Annotated in this window: 13 protein-coding genes; 7 read left to right on the top strand and 6 right to left on the bottom strand. The window is 40.6% G+C overall.

What is annotated here, in order from left to right; all coding sequences use genetic code 11:
• Positions 1–276: 276 nt before the first annotated feature.
• Positions 277–663 (bottom strand): DUF1573 domain-containing protein, encoded by a 387-nt coding sequence (locus tag CHB62_RS00130; protein WP_089365167.1) that lies wholly within the window; start codon positions 661–663, stop codon positions 277–279.
• A gap of 294 nt (positions 664–957) precedes the next feature.
• Between CHB62_RS00130 and aspS the strand changes: the two genes are divergently transcribed.
• The 5 genes from aspS to CHB62_RS00155 all read left to right on the top strand — a co-directional run bounded on the left by aspS (position 958) and on the right by CHB62_RS00155 (position 6,267).
• Complete coding sequence (gene aspS, locus CHB62_RS00135; RefSeq protein WP_089365168.1) at positions 958–2,715, top strand: aspartate--tRNA ligase; 1,758 nt, start codon at positions 958–960, stop codon at positions 2,713–2,715.
• A 245-nt stretch (positions 2,716–2,960) separates the two neighbouring features.
• A complete protein-coding gene (locus tag CHB62_RS00140) occupies positions 2,961–3,242 on the top strand; it encodes a winged helix-turn-helix domain-containing protein (protein WP_089365169.1) in 282 nt (93 codons plus the stop codon).
• Between the two features lie 63 nt (positions 3,243–3,305).
• Entirely contained in the window at positions 3,306–3,635 is a 330-nt protein-coding gene (locus CHB62_RS00145) for a hypothetical protein (protein ID WP_089365170.1), read from the top strand.
• Positions 3,636–3,762: 127 nt separating this feature from the next.
• Positions 3,763–4,830 carry a mannose-1-phosphate guanylyltransferase gene (locus CHB62_RS00150; protein WP_089365171.1) on the top strand — a complete coding sequence of 356 codons (1,068 nt, stop codon included), beginning with the start codon at positions 3,763–3,765 and terminating at the stop codon, positions 4,828–4,830.
• Between the two features lie 405 nt (positions 4,831–5,235).
• Positions 5,236–6,267 (top strand): esterase-like activity of phytase family protein, encoded by a 1,032-nt coding sequence (locus CHB62_RS00155; protein ID WP_089365172.1) that lies wholly within the window; start codon positions 5,236–5,238, stop codon positions 6,265–6,267.
• 23 nt (positions 6,268–6,290) lie between these two features.
• Here CHB62_RS00155 and CHB62_RS00160 read toward each other — a convergent pair whose 3' ends face one another.
• The 4 genes from CHB62_RS00160 to CHB62_RS00175 are packed head-to-tail and all read right to left on the bottom strand — an operon-like array spanning position 6,291 to position 10,625.
• The gene (locus CHB62_RS00160; protein ID WP_089365173.1) at positions 6,291–6,977 is read right to left on the bottom strand and encodes a sigma-70 family RNA polymerase sigma factor; all 687 of its coding nucleotides are present in this window, start codon (positions 6,975–6,977) and stop codon (positions 6,291–6,293) included.
• A gap of 42 nt (positions 6,978–7,019) precedes the next feature.
• Entirely contained in the window at positions 7,020–7,664 is a 645-nt protein-coding gene (locus CHB62_RS00165) for a DedA family protein (RefSeq protein WP_089365174.1), read from the bottom strand.
• 31 nt (positions 7,665–7,695) lie between these two features.
• On the bottom strand, positions 7,696–8,889 hold the full coding sequence (locus CHB62_RS00170) for a tetratricopeptide repeat protein (protein ID WP_089365175.1): 1,194 nt from the start codon (positions 8,887–8,889) through the stop codon (positions 7,696–7,698).
• Positions 8,890–8,906: 17 nt separating this feature from the next.
• Complete coding sequence (locus CHB62_RS00175) at positions 8,907–10,625, bottom strand: glutamine--tRNA ligase/YqeY domain fusion protein (protein WP_089365176.1); 1,719 nt, start codon at positions 10,623–10,625, stop codon at positions 8,907–8,909.
• A gap of 755 nt (positions 10,626–11,380) precedes the next feature.
• Between CHB62_RS00175 and CHB62_RS00180 the strand changes: the two genes are divergently transcribed.
• The gene (locus CHB62_RS00180) at positions 11,381–12,643 is read left to right on the top strand and encodes an Nramp family divalent metal transporter (RefSeq protein ID WP_089365177.1); all 1,263 of its coding nucleotides are present in this window, start codon (positions 11,381–11,383) and stop codon (positions 12,641–12,643) included.
• A 421-nt stretch (positions 12,644–13,064) separates the two neighbouring features.
• Here the strand turns inward: CHB62_RS00180 and CHB62_RS00185 are convergent, their stop codons facing one another.
• The gene (locus CHB62_RS00185) at positions 13,065–13,286 is read right to left on the bottom strand and encodes a hypothetical protein (RefSeq protein ID WP_089365178.1); all 222 of its coding nucleotides are present in this window, start codon (positions 13,284–13,286) and stop codon (positions 13,065–13,067) included.
• Positions 13,287–13,406: 120 nt separating this feature from the next.
• On the opposite strand from CHB62_RS00185, the gene nth reads away from it, so the two are divergent.
• A complete protein-coding gene (gene nth / locus CHB62_RS00190; RefSeq protein ID WP_009010809.1) occupies positions 13,407–14,054 on the top strand; it encodes an endonuclease III in 648 nt (215 codons plus the stop codon).
• Positions 14,055–14,094 lie beyond the last annotated feature (40 nt).

Here is a 14,094-nt window from a genome sequence, read left to right on the forward strand (position 1 = left end):
GTCTCTTATAATTGACTCTGTAACTGGCAGGAATACAATTAGTTGTGATGTCGGTTTGAGAGCGGGCTTAGTAAGGTTCAAGAAGGGCGTTAGTAAGATGCAAGAAGGGCGTCTTCTAAATGCTTGTCAAGGCTTGTCTTGAATGTTGTAAAGCCTTGGTTAAAATGTACTCGTGAATTTTTATTACAAAAGATAACGATTGAGCAATGGTGATAAAACAATAGAGCCAGCTTTTACAGATGCGTAAAAGCTGGCTCTATCATTTGTGTCTATAAGTTATTTACCCGTCATGACACCTTCTATATAGAGTCGTGTCATCTCCACTTTTCCGTTAGTACGAACGGTAATACTCTTCTTGAAGTGTCCAGGAAACTTACCTGTTCCGTTGTAAGTCACGTCAATCGTACCCTTCTGACCAGGAGCAATCGGACGCTTGTCATAGTTAGGTATGGTACAACCACAGCTTGCAACGATCTGATTAATTACCAATGGCGCCTTACCAACATTAGTGAATGTAAACGTTGTCTTGTGCACTGGGTTGTCATCAGAGAATGTTCCGAAGTCGTAAGTCAACTTATCAAATTTAATTTCTGCCTGATTCTGTGCTGCTGCAAATGTCAGTCCGAAGACTAACATAAGTGTCATTAATAAGAACTTCTTCATGTCGTTTTAATTTAATTGATATTTATTAAGTTCGATGCAAAAGTAATCAGAAAGTTTATAGATACACTATAAATTTACAATAATTAAGGAGATATTGTTATTTTAATGACTTTCTATATGTTATCTTAACAATAAAACCAACAGTAGTCCTTTATATTTTTAATAAGGTGATACCCTTTTTTAATATAAAGTTCGTATCTTTGCAGTAGATTAATTAAACCGAACAGTTGGGGTAAAGATTTCCCCTTTTGTTAATTGAAACGGCGAAATATAATAAAACATATAATATAAGGTATGTATAGAACAAATACTTGTGGAGAGCTGCGCCTGTCGGATGCAGGCAAGGAGGTTACCCTCGCTGGATGGGTACAGCGCGCACGTAAAATGGGAGGTATGACTTTTGTCGACCTTCGCGACCGCTATGGTATTACCCAGTTAGTCTTCAATGAGGCCGATAATGCAGACCTTTGTGGCGAAGCTAATAAGTTGGGACGTGAGTATTGCATCCAAGTTAAGGGTGTTGTCAACGAACGTCAGAGTAAGAACAACAAGATTCCAACAGGTGACATTGAGATTATTGCTAAGGAACTGAAGGTGCTTAGCAGTTCTCAGACTCCTCCTTTCACAATAGAAGAAAACACAGACGGTGGTGATGACCTTCGTATGAAGTATCGCTACTTAGACCTTCGTCGTGAGGCAGTGCGCAAGAACTTGGAGCTGCGTCATCGTATGACGATACTTATTCGTAACTTCCTTGATGCCGAAAAGTTCATGGAAGTGGAGACTCCTATCCTCATTGGGTCTACCCCAGAGGGTGCACGTGACTTCGTGGTACCATCACGTATGAACCCTGGTCAGTTCTATGCACTACCACAGAGTCCACAGACTTTGAAGCAGTTGTTGATGGTAGCGGGTTTTGATCGTTATTTTCAAATAGCGAAATGCTTCCGTGATGAGGACTTGCGTGCCGACCGTCAGCCAGAGTTTACACAGATAGACTGTGAGATGTCATTTGTTGATCAGGAGGATGTTATCAACTTGTTCGAGGAAATGGCACGCCATCTTTTCCGTGAGATTCGCGGTGTTGAACTTCCAAAACTTGAGCAGATGAAATGGCATGATGCCATGAAACGCTTTGGTTCTGATAAGCCTGATTTGCGCTTCGGTATGGAGTTTGTTGAGTTAATGGACGACCTAAAGGGTACTGGTTCATTCTCAGTATTTAATGAGGCTGCCTACATCGGAGGTATTGTTGTTCCTGGTTGTGCTGATTATAGTCGTAAGCAGCTAAATGAATTGACCGATTTTGTTAAACGTCCACAGGTAGGTGCTCAAGGCCTTGTCTTCATCAAGTATAATGCAGACGGTACTGTTAAGAGTTCTATTGATAAGTTCTATACAGAGGAGCAGTTGCTGAAAGTTAAGGAAACAACTGGTGCTAAGGATGGTGACCTCGTGTTGATTCTTTCTGGTAACAACGCAAACAAGACACGTGTACAACTATGTTCTTTGCGTCTTGAAATGGGCGATCGCTTAGGACTTCGTGATAAGAATGTCTTTAAGTGTCTGTGGATTGTTGACTTCCCATTGTTTGAGTGGAGTGATGAAGAGCAGCGATTGATGGCAACACACCATCCATTCACGATGCCACACCCAGAGGATATCCCCCTGTTAGACGAACATCCAGAACAAGTACGTGCGAAGGCTTACGACTTTGTATGTAATGGTATAGAAGTTGGTGGAGGTTCACTTCGTATTCACGATACGCAGTTGCAAGAGAAAATGTTTGAGGTTCTCGGCTTCACACCAGAGAGTGCTAAGGCACAGTTTGGCTTCTTGATGAATGCCTTCAAGTATGGAGCGCCACCTCATGCAGGTCTTGCTTTCGGTCTTGACCGCTTTGTAAGTATCATGGCAGGTCTTGACTCAATCCGTGACTGTATTGCGTTCCCTAAGAACAATAGTGGACGTGATGTCATGTTGGATGCTCCTTCGTTTATTGACCAGAAACAGTTAGACGAGTTAGAGATTAAGTTAGACTTAAAGGACTAATCCTCCTATTTGGTTGATATACATCAAAAAAAACAAGAGGAGAGTCCTAAAGCATTCAAAATCTTTTACTTTTCGTCGTAAGTATTTGATACTTTGAATTATTTGATGTACTTTTGCAAATGATTAGTAACGTTCAATAGTAGATGATTAATATCTCTTTTAATGTTTATAAAAGTAATAGTTGCAGATAAAAACAAATTAGATAATATTCGATTGCTTGAACAATACTTTAATTGTGTATAACTATGACAGAAAAGAAAGAAGTTAAGTCTGCTCCTAAAGCAGTAAAGAAAGCTCCTGCTAAGAAGGCCCCTGCAAAGAAAGCAGTTGTAGCTATTAACGCAGAGAATGTTGGTTTTAAGGCCGGTGATGTTTACAATGCTCTTGCTGCCGAGGCTAAGGCTTTGACTGTTGCAGAGATTGCTAAGGCTGCAAAGATTAGTTCTGAAGAGGTTTATCTTGGTATTGGATGGCTCTTCAAGGAGGGTAAAGTGAAAGGTGAAAACGACAAGGTTACTCTTGCTTAATTAGAGTAATTATCATAACAAAGGAGGGAGTCTGTATGATAAGTGTATAGGCTCCCTTTTTTTATGCAGTACGATAAGGAAATATTACGGGTTCTTGCTGAAGCAGGCGACGAGGGACTTTCTGTACAGAATATCTCCCGTCATGTCTTTAATGCTTGTAACTCGTTTTTTAATCCTATCGATCAAGAAGAGGTTCGTAGGTATGTTCAATCGTATCTTTTGAAGAATAGCAAGACTGCGAACGCTCTTTTAGCTAAGAATAAGAAAGGAGTTTATAAACTTAATGCTAATAATCAACTATCTGAGCAGCTACTTTTCCAATTCCATGATGAACCAGAGGTTTATAAAGAGAAACCCATTGTAGACCAGAGTCTGAGCCTCTTTGATGACTAATAAATGTCCTTGTAGCTTTGAGAAATCCGTATAAACAGTACTAAAAAATAAAAAGCTACATTAATTATTGCCGTTGTTCTTTTTTATTTGTATATTTGCAAGCATATTAATTCATTGCTTATAAGTTATGGCGCAAACTGATAATCATCTCGTAATCATGGCCGGTGGAGTAGGAGGTAGGTTCTGGCCGATGAGCACTGCAGACTGTCCTAAACAGTTTATTGATGTCTTAGGAGTAGGAAGAACGCTTATTCAGCTGACGTATGACCGCTTTTCTGGTGTTGTCTCAGCGGACAATGTGTGGGTTGTTACTAATCAGAAGTATGTGTCTTTGGTTCATGAACAATTGCCAGAGATACCTTTGAACCATATTCTGAGCGAACCTTGTCGTCGCAATACCGCTCCTTGTATTGCATACGTGAGCTGGCGCATCAAGAAAGAGAACCCAAAGGCAAATATCGTGGTGTCGCCAAGTGATCATATCGTAACGAATGAGAATGAATTTAAACGGGTAGTTTCTAACTGCTTGAAGTTCACTGCTGAGACGGATGCTGTCGTTACCTTGGGTATGAAACCTACTCGTCCTGAGACGGGGTATGGCTATATACAAGCCGACTTGTCCACTGCCTCTGCCCGTAACCGTGAGATTTACCGTGTTGATCAGTTTCGTGAAAAGCCTGACTTAGAGACTGCTGAGCAGTATATTAAGCAAAGTAACTTCTTTTGGAATGCTGGTATCTTTATCTGGAGTGCTTTGACTATTGTTAATGCCTTCCGTATTTATCAGCCAAGTATAGCAAGAATATTCGAGCGGGTTATGGACATCTTGGATACACCTGACGAACAGCGTGTTATCGATGAGGTCTATCCTGAATGTGAGAATATCTCTGTTGACTATGCTATCATGGAGAAGGCTGAAGAGATATTCGTGTGCCCTGCTGACTTTGGATGGAGTGATTTAGGTACTTGGGGTTCGCTACTTGCACAGACAAAGCATGATATCTATGGTAATGCTGTTATAGGAACTGATGTCCATCTCTTTGATAGTAAGAATTGTATAGTACATACAACGGAAGAGAGAAAAGTTGTTATTCAGGGCCTTGATGGCTATATCGTTGCAGAACAAGAGGGTAAACTTCTTATTTGTCGTTTGTCTGAAGAGCAGCGTCTGAAGCAGTTCACAGGAGAGGGATAGGCTCATTTGTGTTCCTTTCTATTGTTCAGGGAAAGGGAGATAAGGTCAGAGTTCGAGCATATCTTTTACAGATTTGATTTCTATTGAGCATGAATAGTTTGCGTAGGTACAGGTTTTATAAACTGGTCCTACGCATATCTTTTTTATTATAGTAGGTTAATTCTGAACGTTATCATTATGGACTTTATTCATTAAAGGGCTGTTGTAAGATCGAGTCTATTATTCTGTTGATTTTATTCTGTCGTTATATAATGTGATGATAAGCCTATGTATTCCTTATAAGGAGGTTCTTCACATAGAAAGGTGAGGGACGGATAGAGCCTATTAGTCCTTATCATATATAATAGACCTTTAATGATTGGATTATAGAAGAGTGTTTGTCAGGTCACTTAAAAATATATATTTGTGAGTATGATACTAAAGTTTAGGTACATTATAAGCTTTGTTTTATGTTTTCCCTTTACTGTCTTTGCACAGGTTCCACGGCTTGTAAGAGTCAATCCACAGCATTATTTTCAGCGAACAGTACCTAAAGGAAACTATAGCGGACTGACATGGTTGGGTGGAGACCACTATGCTGTTGTTTCTGATAAGGCTTCAGAAAGTGGCTTTTTCGTCTTTCGAATACAGGTAGATACTGTTAGTGGGGATATTAAAGATATTGTTAATGAGGGCTTCCGCTCGTCGGGTGAGATGAATAAAGATGAGGAGGGGATTGCTTTCTTCCCAAAGGATAGTACGTTATGGATATCTCGTGAAGCAGATAATACGGTTTTGGAGTATGGACTGAATGGTAAGCAGACAGGTAGGGGGTTGTCTATACCTTCTGTTTTCAGTACTGCTACGCCTGCATATAGCTTTGAAGCATTAACTTATAACGCTCATACCCATCGCTTTTGGACAACTTCTGAGAGTACGTTGAGGCCTGATGGTAAGCAAGCTAATGCAACGAATCAAGTGAAGAATAGGCTTCGCTTTCAAAGCTTTGATGATACTTTCGTTGCTAAAGAACAGTATGCTTATTTGATGGATGCGCCTGATAATCATCCTTCTGCAGCTAATTATGCAATGGGAGTACCTGCTATGGCGGCATTAGATAATGGATGTTTGCTTGTTTTAGAGCGTGAGTTCTTAGTTACACCAAGTAAGTTTGGCTCGTATGTGGTCAATAAGATATATTGTGTAAACCCTATTCAATCAATGACTATCAGCCAAGACAAAGTGCTTGATGCCGATAGTCCTTATATGAAGAAAATGTTGATTGCAACGTGGAAGACCTCTTTAAGTCTGTTTCATCAGAACCTTGCGAATTATGAAGGGATGTGTCTTGGCCCCCGCCTAATGGACGGAAGCCAAGTTATTGTGCTTTGTGCGGATAGTCAAGACCAGTATGGTGGAGTCCTGAGAGACTGGTTTCGTACGGTTGTTATTCGTTGACAGCTATGTGTCTAATACCGTTCTTACTTCATCTTCTTATGTAGCTTGCGTAAAGCCTTGTCTCTTATCTGTCGTACACGTTCACGTTTTAGGCCCATCTCTTCGGCAATCTCTGCCATTGTGTAGTGCGACCCAGTTAGTCCATAGATATAAGTAATGATGCGTTTCTCACGTTCGTCGAGTACATCCAACCCTTTTTGTATCTCATTACTGAGGATATCTTGATTAAGCTGGTCGTCTGTTTGCTTGGCATTCTCGTTCTCAAGGATGTGTTGAAGAGTAAAGTTATTGTTACTTCCTACGGGGACTGGCTGGTCAATAGACAGTGCTCGTGAGCGTATCTTCTCGTATTTATTCTTCTCGTTCTTAGGGAGCTTGTATAGTGTAGACTGTTCCTTGATAGCTTCCTCCATTGCCTTACGGATGTAAGGAGCCGCAAAGACAACAAAACGCACACCCTTCTTACCATCAAACCGTTGGGCTGCATACATCATACCAATATTTCCCTCGCTGATAAGGTCGTCTTCTCCTAATCCACGGTTACGGTATTGATGTGCCAAAGAAACAACAAACTTCAAATTAGCCTTTGTCAGTTTCTCTAAGGCCATAGCGTCCCCAATCTTTATCTTCTCGGCCAACTCTTGTTCTTCTTTATCTGAAAGGAGTTGCTCATGGGCTATCTCTTCGATGTATTTCTCGTTTGATGTCATAAAAAAAGAGTTTTTATTTGATGCTATAAAACCACATTCTACTTATTTAACCTGCTCGTTATCAGCCTTCTTCTTCTTGATATACCATTTGAGAAGGAAGTAAAGACAAACAATGATAACTAAGATTATCAGGCCAAACTTTATGTATTCTCCGTACTCTAAGATTTTCTCATTGAGCTGCTCCTCGGGTACAAAGGCATGCATATAGTGTCCTAAAAGAGCAAGGATACTGTGCCATGCACCCGCACCAATGGTAGTGTAGAGCAAGAACTTCCAATAGTTCATCCTTGATAGGCCTGCTGGGATAGAGATGAGATGGCGAATACCTGGCAAGAGGCGGCCTGTGATAGTGGCAACCATACCATGTTTCTCAAAGTATCTCTCGCTTTTTTCAACCTTCTCTTGGTTCAACAAGCATAAATGTCCCCATTTACTATTTGCAAACTTATAGATAATTGGACGTCCAAGATACCATCCGGCAAGATAGTTTATAGTAGCTCCTACATCTGCTCCTAAGGTGGAGAAAAGAATTACCAACCACATATCAAGATTCCCTCCAGCGGCATGATAGGCCGCAGGAGCTACAACTAATTCAGAAGGAACAGGGATGACTGTACTTTCAAGAAGCATCAAGACGAAGATGGTGCCATAGTTGAGATGACCAAGCATGGATGTGATAAAACTCATAATAGTATGTTATTTCTTTTATTCTAATGGGTTATAAAATATTAAACGAGGGATAGTCTTTCGGATTTGTCCCTTCTGGATAGAGGTCTGAAAGTACGTCAATACATTCTTCTGGGTTCTTCTCTACAGCTTGACGCAGGTACTTCTTGAACTCTCTCTTCTTCTTTAATTCATAGCAACAGCGTGCAAGAAAGCCATAGCCAATGTCCCAATCATCCCCTAAACTTGGTAAAAGGGTGCTAAAGAGATGGTATGCATATTCTATATAACCATTGTCAAAGCTTGAACACCCCATTTGGATGATTGCCATATTCTTGTCTGGTGCCTCCTCTAAAGCCATCTGAAAATGTTGTTGAGCATTGTGTATATCCCTTTGTGAGAGGTAGATATGACCAATAGAGATGTCTACTAACGATTTATCCTGTTCATGACTTAGTTTCTTATAACGCTCGAAGTACTTCAGAGCTTCCTCATAGTTACCAAGCGCAAAGAGCCCATTTGCTTTATTCAAGATGGCCTCCTCATCTTCAGGATTTATGGCTATTGAGTACTCACTTGAGGTAATAGCCTCATTGATGTCGTTCCTTAAAAGTTGACTCTGTGCCAGTTGGTTCCAGTAAGGACCTGAGTAAGGATTGCTATCAAGTAATTCGTTCAAAATCAACTCACTCTCTTTATACTCTCCACGGCTCTTGAGGATGTGTGCACGAATCTCTTTGTAATCGTTCTCTTCAGTCTTATTTGAACGATTCAACCACGTCTCTGCATACTCCATCTCCTCATAGTCAGAGAAGAGGGCAGCGACATCAAGGGCCATACCAGCTCTCTCCTCAGGGTCTATAATATCGTCATAAACATTCTTAAGGAAGCTATCAGCAGCAGCAACCTTATTGTCAACGATCATTATCTCAGCCTTAAGGTATTCGTAGTCAGGGTCGTTCTTGTCAATAATCGTCTCTGCAATCTTGTTTGCGAGTTGTGGGTCTTTGTCGCACAGTAGTGCCATACGTGCTTTAAAGGTACGTGGGATAACGGCAAGAGGGTCTATTTTAATGGCCATGTCTATAGCCTCCATAGCCTCTTGATCATCACCCATATAATGAAAGAACTCCGCAATATCAGTTAGTTCCTCGGGGTCGAGGAACTCACTGCTAATATTTTCCTGCAGGTCTTCATACCTACGAAGCAACTGCTTGAACTTATCACTTTGATAGTATATATCCAACTCTTAATTTCTTTTAGTTATGCTTTAGCCTTTTTTGCCCAAGTATCTTTCAAGCCGACAGTCTTGTTGAACACGAGGTGATCAGGCGTTGTGTCTGGGTCGAGCATAAAGTATCCTGTGCGCTGGAACTGCAAGTAGTCGCCTGGTCTCTTCTCTGAAAGATACTGCTCAACATAGCACTCTGTACGCACGGTAAGGCTCTCTGGGTTAAGAAGCTCACGGAAATCACGCTCATCAGCAGATGGGTTTTCTATATTGAACAGACGGTCGTATTCACGAACCTCAGCTTTTAAGCAGTGGTCAGCACTAACCCAATGAAGCGTACCTTTCACCTTGCGGTCAGCACCTTGCATACCGCTCTTACTGTCTGCATCGTATTCTGCTTGTATTTCAACGATGTTTCCCTCTGCATCCTTGGTACAACCGGTACATCTAACGATGTAGGCATTCTTCAGTCTGACCTCTTTACCAGGTGTCATACGGAAGAACTTCTTTGGAGCATCCTCCATAAAGTCAGCTCGTTCAATCCATAGATTCTTTGAGAAAGTGATGGTATGTGAGCCATCCGCCTCATTTTCAGGGTTGTTGATAGCCTCCATTTCCTCGGTCTTACCCTCTGGATAATTAGTAATAACGAGTTTTACTGGGTCGAGAACAGCACTAACACGGGTAGCCTTTTTGTTTAAGTCGTCACGTACGGCAGCCTCTAACAATGCAACATCATTGAGGGCATCAAATTTAGTGTAGCCGATAGAGTCAATAAAGTTACGTATAGACTCTGGTGAATAACCACGACGACGCATACCACAGAGGGTCGGCATACGTGGATCATCCCATCCCTTAACGAAGTTCTCATCTACTAATGTATGGAGCTTACGCTTAGACATTACTGTATAAGTAAGGTTTAAGCGGTTGAACTCTATCTGTCGTGGACGGTTATCAGATAAGTTATCATCAGTGCCATCGCTCTCCTTTAAGAAATCAATAAACTTATCGTAAAGAGGGCGGTGAGGTACGAACTCAAGTGTACAGATAGAGTGGGTGACACCTTCAAAGTAGTCGCTTTGACCATGCGCAAAGTCATACATTGGATAACAATGCCATTTTGTACCTGTACGATGGTGTGGTATTTGAATGATTCTATATATGATTGGGTCACGGAAGTGCATGTTAGGATTGGCCATATCAAGCTTAGCACGTAGCACCATACTTCCTTCCACAGCCTCAGGAGTATTCATTTGTTCAAACAGTGCAAGGCTCTCCTCGATAGGACGGTCACGGTAAGGTGATGCTGTACCAGGGGTTGTTGGTGTACCTTTCTGTGTCGCAATCTGTTCTGCAGTCTGCTCGTCAACGTATGCCAAACCCTTCTTTATCATCCAAATAGCAAAATCCCACAACTTCTCGAAATAGTCACTTGCATAATAGATATTGCCCCACTTGAATCCAAGCCAGCTAATATCATGAAGGATATTCTCCACATATTCATTATTCTCCTTGCTTGGATTAGTATCATCAAAGCGGAGATTACAAATACCATTATAGTTTTCTGCTACACCGAAGTCCATGCAAATCGCTTTCGCATGACCAATGTGAAGATAGCCGTTAGGCTCTGGCGGGAATCGTGTCTGAATACGTCCACCATTCTTACCTTTAGCAAGGTCTTCCTCTACCAGCTGTTCAACGAAGCTCAAGCTACGCTTTTCTTCATTGGTGTTGTTCTCTATCGTAGTCATATTTTCCTATTTATTATTATGCTGCAAAGTTACTTATTTTTTCTCGTTTATGATGCACTTTACTATAAATAATGGTGTTCAATCTGCAATGATGTTAAAAAATAAGTTTATAAACTCTTTGTTGTGTAACGCTTTGAAAGCCTAATTGTTGTTTCAGTAACGAAATGTAAGCTTTTCTCGTACCCTTTTTTTAATGTTTAATAAAGGTGAATAAGCAATATGTGTACGTTTAGTATATGTGCAATAACAAATGTTTCATTATTGATAAAAAAGTTGCATAAAAGTTTGCACATATAAAAATAATGCTCTATCTTTGCATTCGTTATCCTGAATACAATCTTTTTACCTTAAAGAAACTAATACCTATTGAGATTGAATGCCCATCGCTGTGAAGCGTAGGGCATTTTTGTTTTCAGTAGTTTTGAAGCTTGTTAATTTTGTTTACAATATTCAGTTTATAAGTTTAAGTTTGTTTAGAGTTATGCTTATAATTTTCTTTATAGTTTATTCGAACGGTTTGTTATTTTATATGTAGGTGTATAGTAGACTATTCAAAGCACATTTTAACGATTCATTTCATTCTTTTGTTATTTGCCTATTGGGCTGTAACAGAATTACTTTCGTTTGTGTTTATTATATTAGTGAGGGCACCTCTCCAAACTAACTTACACTCCCTTGTATTTTTTTCAATATTTCGTTTGTATCTTGTAGATTGTCATATAGAAATCGTATCTTTGCATAAAAACTAAGAAAAGATGAAGAATATATTAAAAGAACTACGTCGTAAGGATCACCCACGAGTGTTGGGAGCCTTAGATATATTTAAGTTTATTGGCCCTGGTCTGTTAGTGACAGTAGGGTTCATTGACCCTGGTAACTGGGCAAGTAACTTTGCAGCCGGCTCTGAGTATGGGTATGCACTGCTATGGGTGGTAACCCTTTCAACGATTATGCTGATTGCTTTGCAGCATAATGTAGCCCATCTCGGTATCGTGACTGGTCTCTGCCTTAGCGAAGCCGCTGTTAAGTATGCCCCAAAATGGGTTGGTCGTCCGATTATTGTGAGTGCCATTTTGGCCAGTATCTCTACCTCTCTGGCCGAGATATTGGGTGGTGCTATAGCCCTACAGATGCTCTTTGGGATAAGTATTCCTACGGGTTCGGTCCTCACAACAGCAGCTGTATTAATCATGTTGTTTACGAATAGCTACAAGAAGATGGAACGTGCCATCATTGGTTTTGTGTCAATGATAGGCTTGTCCTTTATCTATGAACTCTTTTTAGTAGACATTCATTGGCCTGCAGCCATAGAGGGAGCATTCGTACCAACCGTCCCTCAGGGGTCGCTTTTGATTATTATGAGTGTGTTAGGAGCCGTTGTCATGCCCCATAACTTATTCCTTCATTCAGAGATAGTACAGAGCCGTGAGATTCATTTGAAGGGTGATGAGCGCATTCGTCACATGTTGAGGTTTGAGTTTGTCGACACTCTTTTCTCTATGATAGTAGGCTGGGCTATAAACTCAGCGATGATTCTTTTGGCAGCGAGTACGTTCTTCTCACATGGTCAGCACGTCGATGAGCTTTCTCAAGCACAAGCGATGTTACAGCCGCTATTGGGTAACAATGCTGCAAACATCTTCGCTATCGCCTTACTTCTGGCTGGTATATCAAGTACGATAACCAGCGGTATGGCTGCAGGTAGTATTTTTTCAGGACTTTTTGGAGAGTCATATAATGCGAAGGATACGCACTCCATTGTCGGGATAGTCCTCTCGTTGGGTGTAGCCCTCCTCATGATATTCTTTATTGGTGACCCATTTAAGGGATTAATCATCTCTCAGATGTTTCTATCAGTACAACTTCCGTTCACAGTCTTCCTACAAGTAGGCTTGACATCCTCTAAGAGAGTGATGGGTAAGTACGCTAATAGCAAGTTGAACATGTGTTTCCTTTACTCATTAGCAGGCATTGTCACCTTACTTAATATATGGCTCTTAATAGAGAGCGTGTCATAGTGTTGGTTGGTTACAAGATGGTTTTCATATAGTAGTAAAATCAGTTTTTGTAAAATAAAATCATCGACTCGAAATGAGATGAGGCCTGACTGTGTTTCAAATAGGCCTTATCAATGATAAAGAAGGGCGTTTTCTTGCATGTAGTTAACGCCCTTCTTTAATGCAGTAAGGCGTCTTCTTCAATGCTAATCACAACTGTCTGACTCATTGATGATTATGATGATGATTTTACTCGATATCGTGTGGTAGTAAAGGGAGTGTTTTCTATCTTAAATGTAAGATATTTTTAATCCAATGAAGCATGTAGTCTATTGTGGTAAAGTTTCTTTATAGCGATTTTATAGGTCAGGGTATAAAACAAAGAAAACGGGAATGACACGACGATATCATTCCCGTTAGTTATGGTATATGCTATTTAATCTTAGATAGACTTGTAGCCATTTGTACTGTTATGTGCAAGCAAGTCTTTCAGATTTAGCTCTCTTCCACCATGTGCTTCGTAGGCTTCTTTCATCTCTTCCTCGCCCTCAGCCTCTTCTTCAGAGTGTACGAACGTAACGCACTTATCCTTAAGTTCTGCGATTACCCAGCCAATCAGTGCGATGATAAGCAGTGCAATCAATCCTATCATTGGAGTTGTCATAATTAAATAGTTTTTTATTTCTGATGCAAAAGTACATTAAGTTTCGTAAAGAACCAAATTATCTCTAAGTTTTCAGTAACTTTGCAGTAAATATAGCTGTATAAAGTTAATAAGAACAAGATGACAAGAAAAGAAAGATACGACTATGCACTGAATTATTTCCGTAAGCATGTTGGACACGTGTCAACGGAGCTTAATTTCGGTTCAGCATTCCAATTGCTTTGTGCGACACTCCTTTCTGCACAGTGTACGGATAAGCGTATTAATGCAATTACACCCGAATTGTTTCGCCATTATCCTGATGCAAAGACAATGGCAACGGCCACCTCGGATGAAATATTTGATTATGTGAAGAGTGTCTCTTACCCTAATTCAAAGGCAAAGCACTTGGTTGAGATGTCAAAGATGCTGGTAGAGAAGTTTGGAGGGGAGGTTCCTTCTGACCCAAACGCCCTCATTACGCTGCCAGGAGTAGGTCGTAAGACGGCAAATGTCATACAAGCTGTGTGGTTTGGCAAGCCAACATTGGCTGTCGATACGCATGTTTATCGTGTTAGTCACCGCTTGGGACTGGTCCCCTCAACGGCAAATACGCCCCGAAAAGTAGAGGATTATCTGATGAAAAATATCCCTACTGAGGAGGTTACGGATGCTCATCATTGGATATTACTTCATGGACGTTATGTCTGTAAGAGTGCGAAGCCCGATTGTGAACATTGTCCCTTTGATGACATGTGTCCCAAGTTATTGGAGAATAGTAAGCTGTAAGAAGACCTAAAAAGGTAAAGGATTAAAAGGATATAATATA

Source organism: Prevotella jejuni (assembly GCF_900187995.1).
In the GTDB taxonomy this organism is placed as follows: domain Bacteria; phylum Bacteroidota; class Bacteroidia; order Bacteroidales; family Bacteroidaceae; genus Prevotella; species Prevotella jejuni.